A 22515-nucleotide genomic window follows, 5' to 3' on the forward strand; every position below is an offset into this window, starting at 1 on the left:
CCGGCTCGTTGCAAGCCGGCCGGCGGGTGGGGTGCTGCCGTCAGCGCGCGGACGTGCGTTGCGGCGCCGCGAAATGGCGCGTCAGACGTTCGGCAATCGGCTTCTTGCGGTCCAGCAGCCGCTTTTCGAGATAGCGCCAGGAAAGATGCGCGAGCAGCACGGCGAGCCCGAATTGCAGCATTTGGGGCAGCACGTCGAGGGCGAACGGCGGCAGTCGCGTGTGCTGGTAGAGCGCCTGCGTCGCGCCGAAGCGAGCGGGAATCAGGTTGTGGAACAGGTAGAAGCCGTAACTGATCGTGCCGAGGTAGACGAGCGGCTGCCACTCCAGCAGCACGACGGCGGGATGGTCGGGCTCGCGGACGATCCACAGCAGCAGCGCGCCGAGCGACGCGGAGAGCGCGAGATCCACGAGCGCCGAAGCGGCGCCCGGCAGCGCGACGCACGCGGGCAGCACGAGGAACGTCACGACGCCCGCCGCCGCGAGCCAGCCGGGCGGCGCGTAGCGCGCCACCGCGGGGCCGTGCTCGGCGAGCGCCATCGCGCCGATGCCGCCGAGCGCGATCAGCGCGAAATTCCACGGGGAAAACGCGTAGATCAGCACCGGCGACGCATCGACGAGATAGAGGCCGAGATGCACGGCCGCGCAGAGCGCGACCGCCGCGACGCCGAGCGCGATGTGCCGCGACGCCCGCGTCGCGAGCAGCGCGAGCGGCGCAATCAGGTAGAACTGCTGCTCGACGGCGAGGCTCCAGAAATGCGACGTGGTGCCGGGCCAGCCGTTCTTGACGACGCCGATCCACAGGTTCGACAGGAACAGCGCATGCCATGCGAGACCGAGGTCGACGCCGCGCTGGTAGAACAGCGCATGCGCGATCGCGAGTGACGCGAGCAGCAGGTAATACACGGGGAAGATTCGCAGCGCGCGCTTGGCGAGGAACAGGCTGAGCGCATGGCGGCGCGACAACGTGCCGCGCTCGACCGCGTGGCGGCTGCGGTGCAGCTCGCCCACGATCAGGAAGCCGCTGATGTAGAAAAACGTCCACACGCCAAGCCTCCCCACGTCGATCGCGAGGACGTGGCCCTTGTGGGACAGGAAGACGAGAATGACCGCGATGGCTCGCAGGCCGTCGAGTCCCTTGACGTGTCTGACTTCGCGCATGAAGGCGTCCTGGCATGGGGCACGCCACTATAGGCGCACAAATATCGAACGTAATTCACGTTTCGATGCATACGTGCAGGCGTTTTCTTGCGTGCCGGGCGGTGTCGCAGTCAGCGGCACGCAACAAAACCTGCAGAAAACCCGCGGAAAACGCATAAAAGTACTCCACGAAGCGTCGACGCGCTTGTAGAATCCGGCGTTGAAGCGCGCACGTTGTGCGTTTCGTGTATCCAACGACCACACCTGGTAGGAGAAACATGGCGACTTCCGCAAAAAAGGTGGCCAAGAAGGCTGCCGCACCGGCCAAGAAAGTGGCTGCCAAAAAAGCAGCGCCCGCGAAGAAAGTAGTGGCCAAGAAGGCCGTCGCGAAGGCGCCCGCCGCTCCGACGCCGCTGAAGGACAAGTTCACGAAGGCATCGCTCGCAGTGCACATCGCTGAGCGCGCAGCTGTCGAAGTGAAGGCTGTGAAGGCAGTGCTGGCCGCACTCGAGAACGTCGTGCTGGGCTCGGTCCACAAGAAGGGCGCAGGCGAGTTCACGCTGCCGGGTCTGCTGAAGATCACGGCGCAAGCCGTGCCGGCAAAGAAGAAGCGCTTCGGCAAGGATCCGTTCACGGGCGAAGAGCGCTGGTTCCCGGCCAAGCCGGCCAGCGTGCGCGTGAAGGCACGTGCGCTGAAGAAGCTGAAGGACGCGGCTGCTTAACTGCGGCGCAACGGTTGCCTGCTTCGTGCAGGTGGCCGTCGAGTGTCCCACGATCCCCGTGCGCGAAAGCGCATGGGGATTTTTTATTGCGGCGCGCAACGGGAAGCGGTTGGGCGACGTGGCGAACGACGGCGGGTGCGATGCGTCGATGCACGCGCTGCCGCACGCGCCGCCATTCGATCAACCGTCCTGCGGTTGATCGGGCGTGTCCAGCGTGAGCTGGTAGAACGCCGCATCGAGCCAGCGGCCGAACTTGAAGCCGACCTGCGCGAGCGTGCCCGCATGCGTGAACCCGAGCCGCGTGTGCAGGCGGATGCTGCCGGCGTTGCTCGCATCGATGCACCCTACCAGGACATGGACCTGCGCATCGCGCGCACGGCGGACCAGCTCGCGCAACAGGCGCTCGCCGAGCCCGCGGCCACGCTGTTCGTGATGCACGTACACGCTGTGCTCCACCGTGTACTTGTACGCGGGGAACGCACGAAACGTGCCCCAGCTCGCGAAGCCCAGCAAGCGGCCCGACGCATCGACCGCGCCGACGACCGGAAAGCCGCCTGCGCGCTTCGTCGCGAACCATGTCGCCATCGCCTGCGTGGGGCGCGGCGCGTAGTCGTACAGGGCCGTGGAATTGACGATGGCCTCGTTCAGGATGTCGAGGATGGCCGCCGCATGCTCGGCCTCGCTGCAATCGACGAGGCGCACGTCGTCGTGGTGTTCGGAGAGGGTCATTAAAGCTCCTGTTGACTGGAGGAAGTGTTGCCCGGGCGGATGAACGCGGCGGCGTGTCCTTCGCACAGGACCACGACGTAGTGCGCGGGACGGGACGTCGGGTTGCTGAAGACCAGCGGCTGATCGAGCCGCATCGCGAGGCAGTCGCCGTCGCGAAGCGCGTGGACCTGATCGCCGAGCGTGACGTCGACGCGCCCGCGGATGACCCAGACCTGCTGATGCACGGCGCTCTCGCGTCCCGCCGCTTCGTACGCGACGCGTGCGCCGGCCGGGAACGTCACCTCGACGAGCTGGATCGGCGAAGGCCAGCCGGGCGGAGAGAGATTGCGCCGCACGTAGCCGGAAGCCGGGTCGCGCCACTGCGCTTGCTGCGCGCGGCGCGCGAGCGGCTGCGCGGGCGCGTCTTCGGGGGCGCCGTCGAACAGGCTGGCGAGCGATACGCCGAGGCCGGCGGCAAGCTTGTCCAGCACGACCGCCGTCGGGCTGGCCGCACCGCGCTCGATCAGCGAGATCATCGACCGGCTGACGCCGCTGCGGGCGGCCAGCGCATCGAGCGTGTGGCCGCGCGTCGCCCGCAATGCGCGCACGCGGCGGGCGATGCGCTCGTTGACGTCGGTGTCGGCAGGGGTGTCGGTGGACACGGGCGGCTCCATCATGATGAATTTGTGGTCCAGTATAGTGGAATATCGCGGCGACAAGCATCCCGGTTGGTTCGAGGCCGTTCGCGTCGGTGAGCGGTGGGGGAATTGCGGTCCGGGCATGAGCCCGCGAAATGCGGGGTGTATCGGCCGTGCTGCGACGGCGCGCGGCGGGAAGCAGGCAAGAAAAAAGCCAGCCATGGCCGAAACCGATGACTGGCTTTGCAGGCCGGCGGCACGGCGTCCGAAGGCGCCGCGTGCCGGGAATGTTGTTTTTAGAACTTGTGGCGGATGCCCAGTGCGACGATTTCCTGCGAGCTCGTGCCGGCGATGCCCGACGAAGAGATCGAAGCCTGAGCGGATTGCGTGCCGAGGGTCACGGAACCGTCGGGGTTGACCGTCACGGTGCGTTGCGACCCGCTTGCGTGCTGGTAAGCGCCGATCAGGTAGACGTCCGTGCGCTTCGACAGCGCATAGCTTGCGCTAGCCGAGACTTGGTGGTACTTCGCGTCCGTATCACCGCTCGCCTTCGTGTAAGCGTAGCCGAGGCCGAGCGTGGCAGCCGGCGTAGCCTGGTACGTCACCCAACCGCGACCCGTGTTGTATTTCTCGTTCGACAGGAACGCCGACGCGCCGTCACGATAGTACTGCGCGTTGCTGTAGCCGAGGCCGAACGCAAACGGGCCAAACGTGTACTGGCCTGCGACCTGTGCGATGCCGATCGAGCTTGCCGTTGCATAGCCGGAATTGATCGGGCCGTTGAAGGTCGCGCCTGCGTCGGCCGTCGGGCTCGTCCACCCTGCGGTGCGCGACGCACCGTTCGTCATGTGCAGGTAGCCTGCGGCAACACCCAGCGGGCCGTTGTTATACGCGAGCGCGGCCGACCACGTCTGGCCCGAGCCCGGCTTGCCGGCGACGCCGCTCAGCGAGTACATGCCTTCGAACTGGAAGCCGCCGAAGACCGGCGACGTGTACTTGACCGCGTTGTTGAAACGAGCGCTGTTGTCGTTGTTGTCGACGTCACCAGGCGTTGCGTATTGGAACGCGATGTTGTCGCCGGTCAGGCCTTGAACCAGGTCGGTGACCGGGTCGTATTGACGGCCCAGCGTCACAGTGCCGTATCGCTCGCTTTGCAGGCCAACGTAAGCTTGACGACCGAAGATGCCCTTGTTTTGGCCCAGGGCGCCGGTACCAGGATTGAAGCCGCTTTCCAATTGGAAAATCGCCTTCAGGCCGCCGCCCAGATCTTCGGCGCCCTTGAGGCCCCAGCGGCTGCCGCTCTCGTTGCCCGACATCATTTGCCACGAGTTATTGGCCTTGCCGTCATTGCCGTGAACCCATGCGATCGACGTATCGATCACGCCGTACAGCGTCACGTTGGATTGAGCGTGCGCAGCACCAGCGGTACCCAGCAGTGCGAGCGAGAGGGTAGACAGAGCGAGTTTCTTCATCGTTGAGTTTCTCCACGCGAGTGAGTCGTTATTTGTTGCGGGATGCAGAATAGCTCAGTGCTATCCACGCGAGAAAGCTCAAAAAATAAAGTGTCTCCAAAACATCACAGCGACGAAAAATCCATATAGATCAAGGACATCGCTGGTCATTCCGTTTTTTGAAATAGTTGACATTTGCTGCGATGCGATTGTTGCGTGTTCCATCGTGGTGCATGAGGGATGGACGGGTTTTGCCCAAGGATGCGAGGAAAGTGGCGTGAGCAAACGTTTGCGGTTGCGTTGGCGCGCGCGATGGATGCGGCCCGCTCGTCACGCGACTGCGTGACGACACGAAGAGACGTGAATGAGCGAATTGTGCTAGTCGCGCAGGCGGAATGCGCCGGCGTCAGTGCGACCGGTCACCCGGCGACGCGTCGGCCTGCGTTTCGGCCCGCCGCTCGCGCACCGCGCCGCGGGCCGCCGCGAACTCCGCGCCGAGCAGCAGCACGGCGGCGGAGAAGTACAGCCACATCAGCAGCACGGCGAACGACCCGGCCGCGCCGAACGCGCTCGCGGTGCCGGCATGCGCGAGATACAGCGCGAACAGCTTCTTGCCGCCGGAAAAGAGGATCGCGGACACGGTGCCGCCGATCGCGGCGTCGTGCCATGCGACGCGCGCATCCGGCAGGAACTTCATCAGCGTCGCGAACGCGCCCGCGAGGACCGCGATGCCGACGAGGAACTGCAGCAGATCGGTGATCACGACATAGGGCGAATCCCCCCACAGCCAGGTGCCGACGAACGTGATCGCGGTGTCGAGCACGAGCGACACGATCAGCAGGAACGCGACGCCGAGCACGAGCCCGAACGAGATCAGCCGCACCCGCACGAGGCCGAGGACGCTCGACCAGCGGCTCCCGGTCGCCGGCCAGATCACGCTCAGCGCGGAACTGAGCGACGAGAACGTGGCCGACGCGCCGAGCACCAGCGCGCCGAACGAGATCAGCGCCGCGAGACCGCCGCGGTTGCCGCTGCGGTGCGCGTTCTGGACGATGGTCTGCACGCTCGCCGCCGCATCGTTGCCGATCAGCTGGTGCGCCTGCTGGAACACCAGGCCGCGCGCGGCGTCGTCGCCGTAGAACCAGCCGGCCACCGCGATCACCATCACGAGCATCGGCGCGAGCGAGAACGCGGAGTAGAACGCGATGCTCGCGGCCATCGTCGTGCAGCGGTCGGACGAGAAGCGCCTGAACGCGTTCAGCGCCCAGTTGGCCTGTTGCCGGGCGAGGCGGGTTGCGTCGGAGGTGATCTGTCGTTTCATGCGTAGTCGGTCGCAGCGCAGTGTGCCGGTGAGGGTTGGAAGCGGGACAAGTTCGAGGCACTCGTTGTCTTTTAATAGGACAATTCCGTATTGATACGAGGATACGACCATAGTTGCGCGAACTGTCTATAATTCCTTTCAGTTTCCCCCCACGATAAAGCCGAGACCATCATGCTACAAATGTCCCGGCGCCAGTTCCTGAAAGTGACCGCCACGTCGCTCGCCGGATCGAGTCTTGCCCTCATGGGCTTCTCGCCGACCGAAGCGCTCGCGGAGGTCCGTCAGTACAAGCTGGCGCGAACCGTCGAAACGCGCAATACCTGTCCATACTGCTCCGTCGGCTGCGGCATCCTGATGTACAGCCTGGGCGACGGTGCGAAGAATGCGCAGTCCAGCATCATCCACATCGAAGGCGATCCCGACCACCCGGTCAACCGCGGCACGCTGTGCCCGAAGGGCGCGAGCCTGATCGACTTCATCCACAGCCCGAGCCGCCTGATGCATCCGGAATACCGCGCACCGGGCTCGGACAAGTGGGAGCGCATCTCGTGGAACGACGCGCTCGACCGGATCGCGAAGCTGATGAAGGCCGACCGCGACGCGAACTTCGTCGAGACGGCCGACGACGGCGCGAAGGTCAACCGCTGGCTCACGACCGGCATGCTGGCCGCGTCGGCGGGCAGCAACGAGGTCGGCTACCTGACGCACAAGGTCATCCGCAGCACGGGGATGCTCGCGTTCGACAATCAGGCGCGTGTCTGACATGGCCCGACGGTGGCAGGTCTTGCCCCGACGTTTGGCCGTGGAGCGATGACGAACCATTGGGTCGACATCAAGAACGCGGACGTGATTCTCGTGATGGGCGGCAATGCAGCCGAGGCCCATCCGTGCGGATTCAAGTGGGTGACGGAGGCGAAGGCGCACCGCAAGGCGCGGCTGATCGTCGTCGACCCGCGCTTTACGCGCACCGCCTCGGTGGCGGACTATTACGCGCCGATTCGCACCGGCACCGACATCGCCTTCCTGGGCGGCGTCATCAACTATCTGCTGACGAACGACAAGATCCAGCATGAGTACGTGAAGAACTACACGGACTTCTCGTTCATCGTGCGCGAGGATTTCGCGTTCAACGACGGCATCTATTCCGGCTACGACGCCGAGAAGCACGCGTACCCGGACAAATCGAGCTGGGATTACGAGCGCGGCGACGACGGCTTCGTGAAGGTCGACCCGACGCTCCAGCACCCGCGCTGCGTCTACAACCTGCTGAAGCAGCACTACGCGCGCTATACGGCCGAGATGGTCGAGCAGGTGTGCGGCACGCCGAAGGACAAGTTCCTGAAGGTCTGCGAGATGCTCGCGACCACATCCGTGCCCGGCCGCGCCGGCACGATCCTGTACGCGCTCGGCTGGACGCACCATTCGATCGGCGCGCAGATGATCCGCACCGGCGCGATGGTGCAGCTGCTGCTCGGCAACATCGGCATCGCCGGCGGCGGGATGAACGCGCTGCGCGGCCACTCGAACATCCAGGGGCTGACCGACCTCGGCCTGATGTCGAACCTGCTGCCGGGCTACATGACGCTGCCGATGCAGGCCGAGCAGGACTTCGACGGCTACATCAAGAAGCGCACGCAGCTGCCGCTGCGGCCGAACCAGCTCAGCTACTGGAAGAACTACAAGGCCTTCCACGTCAGCTTCATGAAGTCGTGGTGGGGCGACGCGGCGACCGCCGAGAACAACTGGGGCTACGACTACCTGCCCAAGCTCGACAAGCAGTACGACCTGCTGCAGACGATCGAGCTGATGAACCAGGGCAAGATCAACGGCTATATCGCGCAGGGCTTCAACCCGCTCGCGGCCGCGCCGTCGAAGGGGAAGACGTCCCAGGCGCTCGGCAAGCTGAAGTGGCTCGTGATCATGGATCCGCTCGCGACCGAGACGTCCGAGTTCTGGAAGAACCACGGCGACTACAACGACGTCGATTCGTCGAAGATCCAGACCGAGGTGTTCCGGCTGCCGACGTCGTGCTTCGCGGAGGAACGCGGCTCGCTCGTCAACTCCGGCCGCGTGCTGCAGTGGCACTGGCAGGGTGCGGAGCCGCCGGGCGAAGCGAAGAGCGACCTCGAGATCATGTCGGGGCTGTTCCTGCGGATGCGCGATGCGTACAAGAAGGACGGCGGCAAGTTCCCCGACCCGATCGTCAACCTGACCTGGCCGTACGCGAACCCGGCGAGCCCGACGCCCGAAGAGCTCGCGATGGAGTTCAATGGCCGTGCGCTTGCCGATCTCCCCGATCCGAAGGATCCGGCCAAGACGCTCGTGAAGAAGGGCGAGCAGCTCGCCGCGTTCGCGCAGCTGAAGGACGACGGCACGACGGCGAGCGGCTGCTGGATCTTCTGCGGATCGTGGACGCAGGCCGGCAACCAGATGGGACGGCGCGACAACTCGGATCCGACCGGCATCGGCCAGACGCTCGGCTGGGCGTGGGCATGGCCCGCGAATCGGCGGATCCTGTACAACCGCGCATCGTGCGACGTCAACGGCAAGCCGTTCGACCCGACCCGGAAACTGGTCGGCTGGAACGGCAGCGCGTGGTCGGGCCCGGACGTGCCCGACTACAAGGCCGACGAGCCGCCCGAGACCGGCATGGGCCCGTTCATCATGAACCCGGAAGGCGTCGCCCGCTTCTTCGCGCGCGCCGGGATGAACGAAGGTCCGTTCCCCGAGCACTACGAGCCGTTCGAGACGCCGCTCGCCGCGAATCCGTTCCATCCGAACAACCCGCAGGCGCTGAACAACCCGGCCGCCCGCGTGTTCCCGGATGACCGCGCGTCGTTCGGCAAGGTCGCGGAATTCCCGCACGTCGCGACGACCTATCGTCTGACCGAGCATTTCCACTACTGGACCAAGCATGCGCGGCTGAACGCGATCATCCAGCCCGAGCAATTCGTCGAGATCGGCGAAGACCTCGCGAAGGAAGTCGGCGTCGCGCATGGCGATCGCGTGAAGGTGTCGTCCAAGCGCGGCCACATCGTCGCGGTCGCGCTCGTCACGAAGCGGATCAAGCCGCTGACGGTCGACGGCAAGAAGGTCCAGACGGTCGGCATCCCGTTGCACTGGGGCTTCAAGGGGTTGACGAAGCCCGGCTATCTCGCCAATACCCTGACTCCGTCCGTGGGCGACGGCAACTCGTACACACCGGAATTCAAGTCGTTCCTGGTGAAGGTCGAAAAGGCGTAAGGGGAAAGAGATGGCTTTGCAATCGCTGGATATCAAGCGCGTCTCGGCCACCACCACGCCGCCGCCCACGGCGCGCGAGCCGGTGACCGGGAGCGTCGCGAAACTGATCGACGTGTCGAAGTGCATCGGCTGCAAGGCGTGCCAGACGGCCTGCATGGAGTGGAACGACCTGCGCGACGAAGTCGGCACCAACGTCGGCGTGTACGACAACCCGGCCGACCTGTCGGAGCACTCGTGGACGGTGATGCGGTTCGCCGAATACGAGAACCCGGACGGCAACCTCGAATGGCTGATCCGCAAGGACGGCTGCATGCACTGCGAGGACCCGGGCTGCCTGAAGGCCTGCCCGTCGCCGGGCGCGATCGTGCAGTACAACAACGGGATCGTCGATTTCCACGAGGAGAACTGCATCGGCTGCGGCTATTGCGTGACCGGCTGCCCGTTCAACATCCCGCGAATCTCGAAGCAGGACAATCGCGCGTACAAGTGCACGCTCTGCTCCGACCGCGTCGCGGTCGGCCAGGAGCCGGCCTGCGTGAAGACCTGCCCGACGGGCGCGATCGTGTTCGGCACCAAGGAGGATATGAAGCAGCACGCGGCCGAGCGGATCGAGGACCTGAAGGAGCGGGGCTTCGAGCATGCGGGGCTGTACGATCCGCAGGGCGTCGGCGGCACGCACGTGATGTACGTGCTGCACCACGCCGACAAGCCGTCGCTGTATCACGGCCTGCCGGACAACCCGTCGATCAGCCCGATGGTGAAACTGTGGAAGGGCTTCGCGAAGCCGCTGACGGTCGCGGGTATCGCGCTGACGGCGCTCGCGGGCTTCTTCCACTACATCCGGGTCGGCCCGAACGAGGTGACCGACGAAGAGGAAGCCGCCGCCCGCGACGAGGCGCGACGCATCAAGGAGGACGTGAAATGAAGCATGACGACCCCAACCTGATCGTGCGCTACACGGCGAACGAGCGGACCAACCACTGGATCACCGCGCTCACGTTCGTGCTGCTCGCGCTGTCCGGGCTGGCGATGTTCCATCCGTCGATGTTCTGGCTGAGCGCGCTGTTCGGCGGCGGCCAGTGGACGCGGATCCTGCACCCGTTCGTCGGCCTCGTGATGTTCGTGTCGTTCGCGGTGATGGTGGTGCGCTACTGGCATCACAACGTGCTCGACCGGGACGACGTGCAGTGGCTGCGCCAGATCGACGACGTACTCGCGAACCGCGAGGACAAGCTGCCGGAGATCGGCCGCTATAACGCCGGACAGAAGCTGCTATTCTTCGTGTTGGTGGCGTGTCTGGCGCTGTTGCTGCTGTCCGGCATCGTCATCTGGCGGCGGTATTTCTCGTTCTACTTCCCGATCGGGGTGATCCGGCTCGCGGCGGTAGTCCATGCCGTCGCGGCGTTCGTGCTGATTGCCGGCATCGTCACGCATATCTATGCGGCGTTGTGGGTCAAGGGCTCGATCGGGGCGATGGTGCGCGGCACGGTCACCCTCGGCTGGGCGCGCAAGCACCACCCGAAGTGGTTCCGTGAAAGCGTGAAGTAGTGCGCCGGGACGGGGTGGCGCGCCGCCCCGTCCGGCGTCGGAACCGCCCGAAGCGCCGATACGTCGGCGCTTGTTTTTTTGGAAGATCTCTCGTGACACAACGCATTCTCGATCCGAATGAAATCTCGGCGCTCGATCATTCGGCGATTCCGCGCTTCCGCCTGCCGGAACGCGCAACGGTTTTCTCCGCGCGTGCCGCGCGCCTGCGCCAGCTCGCCGACCTGAACCCGATCGGCGGCTACCTGCGGCTGATGGCGGTGGTCGCGGACGCGCAGCATGCGGTGCTGCAGGACTTCGCCGCGCAGATGCCGTCGCAGGACGCGATCGCGCGCGCGCAGCAGCATTCGATGCCGCTCGTGCCGGCGCTCGGCGGCGAGCGCGATCCGCAATGGCGGGCCGTGCTGTATGAACTGCTCGACCGTGTCGAAGGCGCCGGGCTCGTCAATCCGCCGCTCGCAAAGCTGCTCGACCGGCTCCGCCTGATGGCGCCGGCCGAGCTCGACGCGCAGGCCGACGCGATCCTCGCGCTGCGCTTCGCCGAAGTCGACCCGGCCATCGCGCCGTTCCTGATGGCCGCGCTGCAGGTGGTCTGGACCGACCTCGCGAGCCGCACGCAGGCGGCCGACGTGCCGTTCCTCGACCAGCCGGGGCTGTGCCCGGTATGCGGCACGCACCCGGTCGCGAGCGTGGTGCGCGTCGGCGGCCAGTACGAAGGCTACCGGTTCCTGCAATGCGGGCTGTGCACGACCGAATGGCACATGGTGCGGACCAAGTGCTCGCACTGCGATTCCACCAAGGGCATCGCGTATCACGGCATCGAGGGCGGCAGCGAAGCCGTCAAGGCCGAATCGTGCGACGAATGCAAGACGTACCGCAAGATCGGCTACCAGAACAAGGACTACGACTTCGAGCCGCTCGCGGACGATCTCGCGAGTCTCACGCTCGACCTGCTGATGAACGAGGCCGGCTACCAGCGCAGTTCGCCGAACCCGCTGCTGTGGCCTGAAGCGCCGCGCGAAGGTTGAAGGTTTTGCATGGAGCGCTCCCCACGTGACTGAACCAGGCCTCAACGAGCTGAACGCGCTGCTGGCGCGCGTGCCGTCCGTCGAGCGCGTGCTGTCGTCGGCGCCGCTCCAGCCGGTGCTGGACGAATACGGCCGCACGCGCGTGCTGCAGGCGGTGCGCACGGAACTCGAACGCTGGCGTACCGCCGCGCAGCATGATCCGGCGGCGGCCGAGCCGCTCGACGAAACGCGCATCGCCGCGGCGGTCGCGCGGACGCTGGCCGCGCAAAGCGCCGGCGCGGTGCGCCCGGTGTTCAACCTGACGGGCACGGTGCTGCACACCAATCTCGGCCGCGCGCTGCTGCCCGACGACGCGGTGCGTGCGGTGGTCGCCGCGCTCACGCAGCCGCTGAATCTCGAATTCGATCTCGCGACGGGCCGCCGCGGCGACCGCGACGACCTGATCGACGATCTGCTGTGCGAACTGACCGGCGCCGAGGCGGCGACCGTCGTCAACAACAACGCGGCCGCGGTGCTGCTGACGCTGTCGGCGCTCGCGCCGAAGCGCGAGGTGATCGTGTCGCGCGGCGAGCTGGTCGAGATCGGCGGCGCGTTCCGCATTCCCGACATCATGAGCCGCGCGGGCGCGCGGCTGCGCGAAGTCGGTACGACCAACCGCACGCATCTGCGTGACTACGCGGAGGCGATCGGCCCGCGCACCGCGCTGCTGATGAAGGTGCATTGCAGCAACTATGCGATCACCGGCTTCACGAAGGAAGTGACGCTGCCCGAACTCGCGCCGCTCGCGCGCGAGCACGGGCTGCCGGTCGCCGTCGATCTCGGCAGCGGCACGCTCGTCGACCTCACGCAATGGGGGCTGCCGCGCGAGACCACGGTGCGCGAAACCGTGGCCGGCGGCGCAAACGTTGTCACGTTCAGCGGCGACAAGCTGCTCGGCGGGCCGCAGGCCGGCCTGATCGTCGGCGACCGCGCGCTGATCGGCAAGATCAAGAAGCATCCGCTCAAGCGCGCGCTGCGCGTCGGCAAGCTGACGCTCGCCGCACTCGAGCCCGTGCTGCGCCTGTACCAGGCGCCGGAATTCCTGCGCGAACGGCTGACCACGCTGCGCCTGCTGACGCGCCCGCAAGCGGAGATCGCGGCGGCGGCCGCGCGCGTGCAGCCGGCGCTGCAGGCGGCGCTCGGCAGCGGCTACGCGGTCGGCGTCGAGGCGATGTTCAGCCAGATCGGCAGCGGCGCGCTGCCGGTCGACCAGTTGCCGAGCGCGGGGCTCGTCGTGCGCACGCCGGACGGCAAGCGCGGCGGCCGCGCGCTCGCGCAGCTCGAGAAGCGGCTGCGCGGATGGCCGCGCCCGGTGCTCGGGCGCATCGCCGACGGCGCGCTGCGGCTCGACCTGCGCTGCCTCGAAGCCGCCGACGAGGCGGCGTTCGTCGCGCAATGCGCGCGCATCGCGGAGCCGTCGGCATGATCGTCGGCACCGCGGGGCACATCGATCACGGCAAGACGACGCTGGTGCGCGCGCTGACCGGCGTCGACACCGATCGCCTGAAGGAAGAGAAGGCGCGCGGCATCTCGATCGAGCTCGGGTATGCGTATGCGCCGCTCGACAACGGCGACGTGCTCGGCCTGATCGACGTGCCCGGACACGAAAAACTGATTCATACGATGGCGGCCGGCGCGTGCGGGATCGACTTCGCGCTGCTCGTGATCGCCGCCGACGACGGCGTGATGCCGCAGACGCGCGAGCATTTCGCGATCCTGCAGCTGCTCGGCGTCACGCACGGCGCGATCGCGCTGACGAAGGGCGATCGCGTCGACGACGCGCGGCGCGCGCAGGTGCGCGACGAGATCGCCGCATGGCTGCACGATTCGACGCTGGCCGAGGCGCCGGTCTTCGAAACCTGCGCAACCGACGCGGCCGATGCCGGCGTCGCGGCGCTCAAGCATCATCTGGCCGATGCGGCGATCGCGTGGCGCGCGCGGCGCGACGACGGGCTGTTCCGGCTCGCGGTCGACCGCGTGTTCACGCTGGCGGGGCAGGGCACGGTCGTGACCGGCACCGCGTTCGCCGGCCATGCGAACACCGGCGAGACGCTCGCGATCGTGCGCACCGGCCGCGCGGCGCGCGTGCGCAGCATTCATGCGCAGAACCGGCCGGTCGACGTCGGACACGCGGGCGAGCGATGCGCGCTGAATCTCGCCGGCGTCGACAAGGCCGACGTCGAGCGTGGCGACACGGTTGCGGATGCGCGGCTCGTCGCGACGTCGCCGCGCATCGACGTCGAGCTGACGCTGCTCGCGGACGCGGGGTTGACGCTCACGCACTGGGCGCCGCTGCACGTCCATCTCGGCACGCTGCATCGCGTTGCGCACGTCGCGCTGCTCGACGGCGATTCGCTCGCGGCGGGCCAGCGGATGCGCGTGCAACTGGTGTTCGACGAGCCGGTGTTCGCGTTGCCGGGCGACCGCTTCATCGTGCGCAATCCGCAGGCGACGCGCACCGTCGGCGGCGGCCGCGTGCTCGATCCGTTCGGCCCCGCGCGCAAGCGCCGCACGCCCGCGCGCCGCGCGTGGCTCGACGCGCTCGCCGCGTGGCTCGACGAAGGGCGGCTCGACGCGCTGCTCGCGCAGGCGCCGCTCGGCCTTCCGCGCGCGACGCTCACGCACCTGACCGGTTTCGCGCCGGACGCGCTGACGTTGCCAGACGACGCGCTGGCGATCGGCCAGCACGGCCCCGCGGCGAACGACGGCTGCGTGATCGCGCGCGAGCACTGGCATGCGCTGCAGGCCAAAACGCTCGACACGTTGCGTGCGTATCACGAGCGCGTGCCGGACGAGCAGGGGCTCGATGCGGCGCGTTTGCGCCGGATGGCGGCGCCGCTCGTCGACGACGTGTTGTGGCGTGCGCTCGTCGATGCGCTGGTCGACGGCGGCGAAGCGGCGCGAAGCGGCCCGTGGCTGCATCTGCCGTCGCATGCGGTGAATCTGGATGCGCGCGAGGAGGCGCTTGCGCAGACGCTGTTGCCGCTTGCGCGCGCGGGACGATTCGATCCGCCGTGGGTGCGCGATCTCGCCGGCACGACCGGCGCGGCCGAGGAGGCGGTGCGCGTGCTGTTGCGCAAGCTCGCGCGGCGCGGCGACGTGCATCAGGTCGTGCGCGACCTGTTCTATCACGCGGACGTGGTGCGCGAACTGGCCGTGCTCGTTGCGCAGCTCGCGCAGGCGCGCGCGAGCGGCGTGGATGCCGCGACGTTCCGCGATGCGACGGGGCTCGGCCGCAAGCGCGCGATCCAGATCCTCGAATTCTTCGATCGGGTTGGGTATACTCGCTTCCACCGCGATCTTCACTTCCTGCGCCCTGATAGCGGCTGGCTCGACACGATGGCGTAGGTATCTGTTTTTCCCCCCGAGGAAGGCATTCGTATCCGGTGGTACGGCTGGACTTCAAATCCAGTTAGGGGCGTCAGACGCTCCTGGGTAGGTTCGACTCCTGCTGCCTTCCGCCACAAGACTTTTGACCGACGTCGCCGTCGCTCAGCGATTGACCAGCCTGGCCGGATACGCGAGCGCCAGCGCGCAGCCGACCAGCATGCACGCGGCGAAGCCGTACAGCCCCGCGCTTTGCGAATGGAACGTGTCGCGCAGCCAGCCGATGAAATACGTGCTGCCGAACCCGCCGAGGTTGGCGATCGAGCACGCGAACGCGATCCCGCCCGCCGCGGCGGACCCCTTCAGGAAGGTCGACGGCAGCGCCCAGACGACCGGCATCGCGGCGGCCGCGCCGGCGTTGATCAGCGAGAACAGCAGCACCGTCGCGAGCGTGCCGTGCGAGCCGGTTGCCGCGACGGCCAGCGCCGCGCCCGAGACGAGAAACGGCACGACGATGTGCCAGCGCCGCTCGCGCGCGCGGTCGGAGCTCGCGCCGCAGTACAGCGTGCCGATCACGGCGGCGGCGTTCGGGATCACCATCAGCCAGCCGATCTGGTACGCGTCCTTCACGCCCGTGTCGCGCAGGATGCTCGGCAGCCAGAAGCTGACCGCATACAAGCCGAGCAGCACACACAGGTCGATGAGGCCGAGCGCCCAGACCTTCGGGTCGGTGAACGCCTTGCCGAGCGCATGGTTCTTGTTGCCGGACGGTTCGCTGTCGAGATTCGCGCGCAGCACCTTCTTCTCGTCCGCGTTCAGCCACGCTGCCGACTCGATGCCGTTCGGCAGCCAGCGCAGCACCGCGAAGCCGAGCACGATCGACGGCAGCGCTTCGAGCAGGAACAGCCACTGCCAGCCGCCGAGCCCGTGCACGCCGTCGAAGAAGCGCATGATCCAGCCGGAGATCGGGCTGCCGATCATGCTCGACAGCGGCAGGCCGACCATGAAGAACGCGACGATCCGCGCACGGCGCGCGTCCGGAAACCATTGCGTGAGATACAGCAGCACGCCGGGCAGGAAGCCCGCCTCGGCGACGCCGAGCAGGAACCGCACGACGTAGAACTGCATCGGCGTGTGCACGAACAACGTCGCGCCGGACAGCAGCCCCCACGTGATCATGATGCGGGCGATCCAGAACTTCGCGCCGACGCGCTGCAGGATCAGGTTGCTCGGGACTTCGAACAGAATGTAGCCGGCGAAGAACAGGCCGGCGCCAAGGCCGTACACGGCGTCGCTGAACTTCAGCGCATCGAGCATCTGCAGCTTCGCGAGGCCGATGTTGATGCGGTCGAGATAGGCCGCGAAGTAGCACAGGCAGAAGATCGTGATCAGCCGGATCGCGACCTTGCGGTACAGGTTGCCGTGCTGCGCGTCGCGCGCAGGGACGGTGGCGCTGGAATGTACGGTAGACATGGGATTGCCCCCTGTTCTGATGTGGCGGTTGGGAAGAATGCCGGTCGACACGGGCGCGTGCTGAACGCGCGCTGGAGTCTGTATAGCACGCCAATTAAATAGCGTACACACTATAAAATGTGATTCGATCGAGACGCCTTGAAGCGGGCTTCGCGGAACGGGTCGATGAGCCTGATTCCATATGAATAAAGGTGTTTTTCGGGGTGTATTGGATCGTATTCCGGTGCGGGGCGAGACAGGGTGATATGCACGTGAATGGTGCGTGTGCGCTTCAAAAACGGGGTGTCGCCGAAGCGGCCATGATCTCCCGCAAGACGGGGCGGGGTACGCGGGCGATGCGTTCAAGTTCAGGGTGTACACTCGTTACCTTTCTGTTTCGGGCCGCGCCGGCCCCCTTACTTTCATGGCGTCTTCCAAGGATTCCTACGACTTTCACGACCAGATCGGGCATTTGCTGCGCCGCGCGTATCAGCGGCACGTCGCCATCTTTCAGGAGGCGATTCCCGATTCCGATCTCACCGCCGCGCAGTTCGTCGCGCTGTGCGCGGTCAAGCAACAGCAGGCGTGCTCGCTCAACGACATCGTCAAGGCGACCGCGATCGATCAGGCGACGATCCGGGGCGTCGTCGACCGGCTCAAGACGCGCGCGCTGATCGAGGTGCTGCACGATCCGAACGACGGTAGAAAGCTGCTGGTGCGCGCGACGGCGGCCGGCCTCGCGCTGATCGACCGGACGGTTCCGTTCGCGAAGCAGGTGACGGAGCGCACCTATGGGGCGCTGAACCCGGGCGAGCGCGTGGCGCTGCAATTCCTGCTGCGCAAGATGATGGAATCCGAAGAGGAATGAGCGATCGCCCCCGCGCGACGCTCAGGCGCAACCCGCCGCCGCGGGTCCGGCCGCTTCGGGCGCGAGCAGCCGGCCTGCCGCACGCAGGCCCGCGCGGATCGTCTCGGGCGTAAAGGGCGGCGCGTAGAAGCGCACGCCCGTCGCATCGAAGATCGCATTCGCGAGCGCCGCCGGCCCGGGCACCGATGCGGACTCGCCCGCGCCGAGCGGTGGCTCGCCCTGCCTCGGCATCAGCACGACGTCGACGGCCGGCACCTCGTCGAAGGTCAGGATCGGATAGCTCGCCCATTCGCGTGACGCGACCTTGCCGTCGACGAACCGCACGCGCTCCTTCAGCGTGCGGCTCAGCACCTGGATCACGTTGCCGTGGACCTGATGGCGCACGCCGTCCGGATTGATCATCGTGCCGGTATCCTGGCCGACGGTGATCCGCTCGACGCGGATCTCGCCCGTCACACGATCGACCGTCAGGTCGACGACCCACGCGGACCAGGCCGCGCCGAATCCCGGAAAGCGGCTGTGCACGTAGCGCGCATACGCGATGCCGCGGCCGTGCGCGACGCGCGCGTCGTCCGGCGCGCGCCGCGGGCGGGGCGTCCATTCCGCGCGCGCGGCGACCGCTTGCAGCAGTTCGGCGGCGCGCGGGTCGTTCAGATGGCGCAGGCGGAATGTCAGCGGATCAACGCCGGCGATTGCCGCGCATTCGTCGGCGAACGCATCGTGCGCGAACGAATTGGGCAGCGCCGACACGCCGCGAAACCACGAGGCGCGGACGAGCGGCGCGAGATCCTCGCAGACGAAACGGCGATTCGGGCACGCGTAGGGCGACACGGCGGTCCGATCGCCCATCTCGAACACGCGCGGCTCGGGCGCGACCACGCCGGTCAACAGCGACGCGAGCAGCGGCGCGTCGTTCGACGGATAGCGGGTCGAGAAGTCGTAGCCGAGCAACCGGCCGTCGCGGCCGACCGTGCCGGTCACCCGCATCACCTGGCCCGCGCCTTTCGGTTCCCACACATGCTCGTCCGCGCGCGACAACTGCACGCGCACCGGTTGCCCGACTGCGCGCGACAGCAGCAGCGCGTCGCCGCACACGTCATCCGCGCCGTTGCGGCCGTAGCAGCCGGCCGCCTCCATCCGCACGATGTCGAAGTCGGCTTCGTCGCGGGCGACGAGGGTCGCGAGGTCGCAGCGCAGCGACGCCGGGTTCTGCGTGCCGGACCACACGGTGGTCCGGCCGTCGCCCGGCGCGTGATAGTCCGCGACCGCGCACGACGGGCCGATCGAGCCGTGCATCTGGTACGGCCACGCATACGTGCGCGACAGCGTGATCGCGCCGGGCAGCGCGCGGGCGGCGTCGACGTCGCCTTCTTCCAGCAGCGGGCGACGCCGCGCCGGGGCGGCCGAGATCGCGGCGGCGTGCGTGTGGAGCGGCGGCAGCGCGGGATGCGGGCGCCACGTCACGCGCAACTGGCGCGCCGCGCGTATCGCGTGTTCCTCGCGTTCGGCGACGACGCCGACGAAATCGCCCGCGACGACGACCGCGCGCAACCCGGGCACGTCGGCGACCGACGCGCGATCGACGTCGACGAGCGACGCGCCGACGAACGGGCCGCTGTCGATTCCAGCATAGGGCGGCCTGACCACGCGGCCGTGCAGCATCCCCGGCACGCGCACGTCGTGCACGAACGTCAGTGCGCCCGTTGCCTTGGCCGGAATGTCGACTCGCGGCGACGCGCGGCCGACGATCCGGTACGTCGCCGGGTCCTTGGTGCGCGCGTTCAGGTCCAGCTCGAGCGCAATGCGCCGCCCGGCGACCAGCTCGGCGAACGTCGCGCGGCGCGCATCCGGCTCGCCTGTCACGAAGATGCAGCCGTCGTTGCTCGACAACCGTGCGGCGGCGACGCCGAGGCGCTCGGCCGCGAGCTGCAGCAGCGCGTGCCGCGCTTGCGCGGCCGCGCAGCGCAGCGGCACCGCGGAAATCTGGATCGTCGCGCTGGCGATGGTCGGGCCCTGGTTCGGCGTCGTCGCGGTGTCGCCGAGCACCATCGAGACACGCGCGGCGGGCACGTCGAGCTCCTCGGCGACGATCTGCGCGAGCGACGTGCGGATGCCGGTGCCGAGGTCGACGTGGCCGTTGAACCCGAGGATGCGGCCGTCGTCGAGAATCGCGACGAACGCCTCGGGCCGGTCGGGCACGTACGACGACAGGCTGCCCGGCTGGCCGGGCGCGGGCTTGACGGGCGGCGCGGGCTGCCGGATCACGGCCAGGCAGCCGTCGCGCGCGAGCAGTTCGGAAGGGTTCACGGTCAGGCGTTCCAGTCGGGCCGATAAGGGGGCCATCGGCGCATGACGCGCCGCGATGCCGCCGTGCCGCCGCATTCGACGCGAACGAATTTAGGCGGCCAAAAGCGGCGCGTCAATCACGCGGCTGCTGCCCTAGCGCGCGTGCGCCGCATCGATCGCCGCGATCGCGGTGTCGAGCGACATCACGGCCGCGTACTTCTGCTGCATGTCGAACAGGTTCGCGTCGTGCGGCGCGATCGCGCGGTCGCCGACGCAGTCGGACAGCACGAGCGGCCGAAAGCCGTGCGACATCGCGTCGACGACGCTCGCGCGCACGCAGCCGCTCGTCACGGCGCCCGCGACGAGCAGCGTTTGTACCGCGCGCTGCGTGAGCCACGCGCTCAATTGCGTGCCGAAGAACGCGGACGGCACGGTCTTGCGCACGACGAGTTCGCCTTTGGCGGGCGCGAGTTCGGGCACGATCGCGCTGTTCGGGTGATCCTCGGTCAATGTCGCCATCCCGGGCACCTTCAGCGAGAACACGTTGTCGTCGCTGCCGTCGTCCGCGTACACGATGCGGCTGTGCGCGACGGGCCAGCCGCGGCGGCGGGCGAGCGCGAGCGCGTGCGTCGTGCGCGCGATCGCCGGCGCGATGTTGCCGCCGCCGAACGTCGCGGGATCGGCGAAGCCGACGACGAAATCGACGATCAGGAGACCGATGTTGCCGTGCGGCGGCAGCGGCGTGCCGAAGCCCTGCTGCTGGTAGACGTGCGCTTCGGCGTGGCGGGAAAGGTCGTTCATCGCGGGTCTCGGTTCGTCAGGCGGGTTGGTCGATCACGCGGCCGTCGCGCACGACGGTCTCGCCGTCGAGCGCGACCGTGCAGCGGCGCAGCGGAATGTCGATGTGGCAGGTCGTCGTGCGGCTGCCGCCGCCTTCGTTGTTCGGGCCGAGCGAGAACAGGAAGTTGCCTTCGAACGCGCGCGCGTCCATCCCGATCGTCGCTTCGCGGTCGTACAGGCCGAGCGTCGACCAGCGCGCGCGCGGCTGCAGCCCCCAGCCGATGTGCGAGATCGCATAGCCCTCCGGGTCCGCGAAGGTCTCCATGTAGTCGCGCAGCAGGTCGGCATCGACGCCGCCTTCGATGCGCGTCGCGTAGCCGCCTTCGACGGTGAGCGCGATCGGCTCGCTGACGTAGTGCTTCTGCGGCAGCAGGATGTCGCCGCGGTCGATCACGATCGTGCCGCGTGCGGTGCGGTCGTTCGGGTAGGTCAGCGCGAAGCCGCTCGGCCAGTGGTCCCAGCGGCCCGGCGCGTCGACGAAGCCGTATTCGGCGGTCGGCGGGAAGTCGCCGAGCGGGCAGGTGAGCGCGGTACCGGCCGCCGAGGTCACGCGCATCTCGCGCGCGGCGGCGATTTTCGTGGCGGCGGCCAGCACGCGCGTGCGGTCGGCCTGCGTCGGCACCATTCGCGCGAGCACTTCCGGCGGCTCGACCGCGAGCAGGATCTTCGTGCCGGACTTCAGGATGTCGTGCTGCTCGGGCGAGAACAGCAGCGTCATCAGGTCGAGCACGAGGTCGCTCGCCTTCAGCGCCGCGATCGCCGCGCGGTTGCCGGTGAGCGGCGTCGTGCCGAGGTAGGCGAGCGGATCGCGGCTGAACGCCTTGTCGCCGTTGACGGGCGGCAGGTCGAGCCGGTTCACGATCGCGCCCATCATCTGCGTCGCGATCAGCGCGCACGACAAGGTTTGCGGGTGCGTGGCCGGGCTCGTCAGGATCGTGACGGTCTGGCCCGGTTCGAGGCGCGACAGCGTGAGCACCTGCTTCCACGCGTCGATCAGTTGGGTATCGCTGACTGGCATCGTCGGCTCCGGTATGTGCGTGAAGGAAAGGGGCAGGCCGCGAGCGGCGCGCCGAGGAATGCGCCGAACGCCGCGTAGAAGCCGGCCGCGTTGTCCCACGGGATCATGTGGCCCGCGCCGGGTACGCGCACGTGCCGCAGCGACGGCGTCGCGCGCTGCAGCTCCGCGACGTCGTCGTCGCGCACGACGTCGCCGTGCTCGGCCGTGATCAGCAGCGCGGGCACGTCGAGCCGCGCGGCGTCCGCGTGGAAATCGTCAGTGTGGAAGCCTTCGTACGACGCGCGCACCGCGCGCTCGTCGCAAGTGTGCAGCCATTCGGCGCGCAGTTGCCGCTCCGCGTCGGTCCAGGTCGGGCAGAACGCGCGCATCCCGTCGGCGTCGGTGCCGGCGCGCGCGAGGGCCATCGAGTCGATGTACCACGGCAGCTTGCCCGGATAGGGGCGGCGGCCGGGGCCCGACACGGGCGGATCGACGAGCGCGACCGCTTCGAGCCCGCGCGGGCGGCGCAGCGCGGCGCGCGCGGCGATCCGCGCGCCCATCGAATGGCCGACGAGGCTGAAGCGCGACAGGCCGAGCGCGGCCGCGAACGCCGCGACGTCGTCGGCCTGCGCGTCGAGGCCGTAGTCGAGCGCGGGCGACGCTTCGGACAGCCCGCGGCCGCGCACGTCGAGCACGTAGGTGTCGAACGCCGCGCCGAACACGTCGCCGACGAAGCCCCACGTGATCGCGGGGCTCGTGATGCCGGGGATCAGCACGACGGCGGGCCGCGCAGCGCGCGCGTGAGTTGCGCCGCCGTAGCGCAGGTAATGCTGGCGGATGCCGTTCGCGTGAACGTTCGCGCCGTACAGGAAGGTCGAGGGCATGAATGGGCTCCGTTCGAGAGGCGGCGCG

At 68.0% G+C, this 22515-nt stretch carries 18 protein-coding genes and 1 tRNA gene; 9 read left to right on the plus strand and 10 right to left on the minus strand.

All coding sequences use genetic code 11. The features are described 5' to 3' along the window. Window positions 1-40 precede the first annotated feature (40 nt). Window positions 41-1159 (minus strand): acyltransferase family protein, encoded by a 1119-nt coding sequence (locus HWX31_RS23555; protein ID WP_174963862.1) that lies wholly within the window; start codon window positions 1157-1159, stop codon window positions 41-43. Between the two features lie 257 nt (window positions 1160-1416). On the opposite strand from HWX31_RS23555, the gene HWX31_RS23560 reads away from it, so the two are divergent. After that, window positions 1417-1860 carry an HU family DNA-binding protein gene (locus tag HWX31_RS23560; protein WP_042587451.1) on the plus strand — a complete coding sequence of 148 codons (444 nt, stop codon included), beginning with the start codon at window positions 1417-1419 and terminating at the stop codon, window positions 1858-1860. Window positions 1861-2040: 180 nt separating this feature from the next. On the opposite strand, the gene HWX31_RS23565 is transcribed toward HWX31_RS23560, so the two are convergent. From HWX31_RS23565 to HWX31_RS23580, 4 genes are all read right to left on the minus strand, one after another. Beyond that, a complete protein-coding gene (locus tag HWX31_RS23565; RefSeq protein ID WP_174963863.1) occupies window positions 2041-2589 on the minus strand; it encodes a GNAT family N-acetyltransferase in 549 nt (182 codons plus the stop codon). After that, entirely contained in the window at window positions 2589-3242 is a 654-nt protein-coding gene (locus tag HWX31_RS23570) for a helix-turn-helix domain-containing protein (protein WP_088505933.1), read from the minus strand. The genes HWX31_RS23565 and HWX31_RS23570 overlap by 1 nt, the downstream gene beginning before the upstream one ends. Window positions 3243-3502: 260 nt before the next feature. Further along, a complete protein-coding gene (locus HWX31_RS23575; RefSeq protein WP_174963864.1) occupies window positions 3503-4678 on the minus strand; it encodes a porin in 1176 nt (391 codons plus the stop codon). Between the two features lie 385 nt (window positions 4679-5063). Then, a complete protein-coding gene (locus HWX31_RS23580; protein ID WP_244143816.1) occupies window positions 5064-5978 on the minus strand; it encodes a YihY/virulence factor BrkB family protein in 915 nt (304 codons plus the stop codon). A 171-nt stretch (window positions 5979-6149) separates the two neighbouring features. Here HWX31_RS23580 and fdnG point away from each other — a divergent pair, with 171 nt between their 5' ends. The 7 genes from fdnG (at window position 6150) to HWX31_RS23615 (ending at window position 15297) form a co-directional block, all read left to right on the plus strand. Beyond that, the gene (fdnG, locus tag HWX31_RS23585) at window positions 6150-9221 is read left to right on the plus strand and encodes a formate dehydrogenase-N subunit alpha (protein ID WP_174963865.1); all 3072 of its coding nucleotides are present in this window, start codon (window positions 6150-6152) and stop codon (window positions 9219-9221) included. Window positions 9222-9231: 10 nt separating this feature from the next. Further along, complete coding sequence (gene fdxH, locus HWX31_RS23590; RefSeq protein ID WP_174963866.1) at window positions 9232-10146, plus strand: formate dehydrogenase subunit beta; 915 nt, start codon at window positions 9232-9234, stop codon at window positions 10144-10146. After that, the gene (locus HWX31_RS23595; protein WP_059755702.1) at window positions 10143-10769 is read left to right on the plus strand and encodes a formate dehydrogenase subunit gamma; all 627 of its coding nucleotides are present in this window, start codon (window positions 10143-10145) and stop codon (window positions 10767-10769) included. The genes fdxH and HWX31_RS23595 overlap by 4 nt, the downstream gene beginning before the upstream one ends. A gap of 92 nt (window positions 10770-10861) precedes the next feature. Beyond that, complete coding sequence (gene fdhE, locus HWX31_RS23600) at window positions 10862-11794, plus strand: formate dehydrogenase accessory protein FdhE (protein ID WP_174963867.1); 933 nt, start codon at window positions 10862-10864, stop codon at window positions 11792-11794. A gap of 25 nt (window positions 11795-11819) precedes the next feature. Then, on the plus strand, window positions 11820-13259 hold the full coding sequence (gene selA, locus HWX31_RS23605) for an L-seryl-tRNA(Sec) selenium transferase (protein ID WP_059713297.1): 1440 nt from the start codon (window positions 11820-11822) through the stop codon (window positions 13257-13259). Then, window positions 13256-15181 (plus strand): selenocysteine-specific translation elongation factor, encoded by a 1926-nt coding sequence (gene selB / locus HWX31_RS23610; RefSeq protein ID WP_174963868.1) that lies wholly within the window; start codon window positions 13256-13258, stop codon window positions 15179-15181. Before selA ends, selB begins: the two co-directional genes overlap by 4 nt. A gap of 20 nt (window positions 15182-15201) precedes the next feature. Continuing rightward, window positions 15202-15297: transfer RNA gene (locus HWX31_RS23615), tRNA-Sec, on the plus strand. A gap of 28 nt (window positions 15298-15325) precedes the next feature. Here HWX31_RS23615 and HWX31_RS23620 read toward each other — a convergent pair. Then, complete coding sequence (locus tag HWX31_RS23620) at window positions 15326-16633, minus strand: MFS transporter (RefSeq protein WP_174963869.1); 1308 nt, start codon at window positions 16631-16633, stop codon at window positions 15326-15328. A gap of 403 nt (window positions 16634-17036) precedes the next feature. Between HWX31_RS23620 and HWX31_RS23625 the strand changes: the two genes are divergently transcribed. Beyond that, on the plus strand, window positions 17037-17480 hold the full coding sequence (locus HWX31_RS23625; RefSeq protein ID WP_010099627.1) for a MarR family winged helix-turn-helix transcriptional regulator: 444 nt from the start codon (window positions 17037-17039) through the stop codon (window positions 17478-17480). Between the two features lie 21 nt (window positions 17481-17501). Here HWX31_RS23625 and HWX31_RS23630 read toward each other — a convergent pair whose 3' ends face one another. The 4 genes from HWX31_RS23630 to HWX31_RS23645 form a co-directional block, all read right to left on the minus strand. Continuing rightward, window positions 17502-19787 (minus strand): xanthine dehydrogenase family protein molybdopterin-binding subunit, encoded by a 2286-nt coding sequence (locus tag HWX31_RS23630; RefSeq protein WP_174963870.1) that lies wholly within the window; start codon window positions 19785-19787, stop codon window positions 17502-17504. Window positions 19788-19919: 132 nt separating this feature from the next. Next, the gene (locus tag HWX31_RS23635) at window positions 19920-20567 is read right to left on the minus strand and encodes an isochorismatase family protein (RefSeq protein ID WP_174963871.1); all 648 of its coding nucleotides are present in this window, start codon (window positions 20565-20567) and stop codon (window positions 19920-19922) included. Window positions 20568-20583: 16 nt separating this feature from the next. Next, a complete protein-coding gene (locus HWX31_RS23640) occupies window positions 20584-21624 on the minus strand; it encodes a 2,5-dihydroxypyridine 5,6-dioxygenase NicX family protein (protein WP_059648403.1) in 1041 nt (346 codons plus the stop codon). Then, a complete protein-coding gene (locus HWX31_RS23645; RefSeq protein ID WP_174963872.1) occupies window positions 21600-22487 on the minus strand; it encodes an alpha/beta fold hydrolase in 888 nt (295 codons plus the stop codon). Before HWX31_RS23645 ends, HWX31_RS23640 begins: the two co-directional genes overlap by 25 nt. Window positions 22488-22515 lie beyond the last annotated feature (28 nt).

It is taken from the genome of Burkholderia ubonensis (assembly GCF_902833085.1).
Classification (GTDB): domain Bacteria; phylum Pseudomonadota; class Gammaproteobacteria; order Burkholderiales; family Burkholderiaceae; genus Burkholderia; species Burkholderia ubonensis.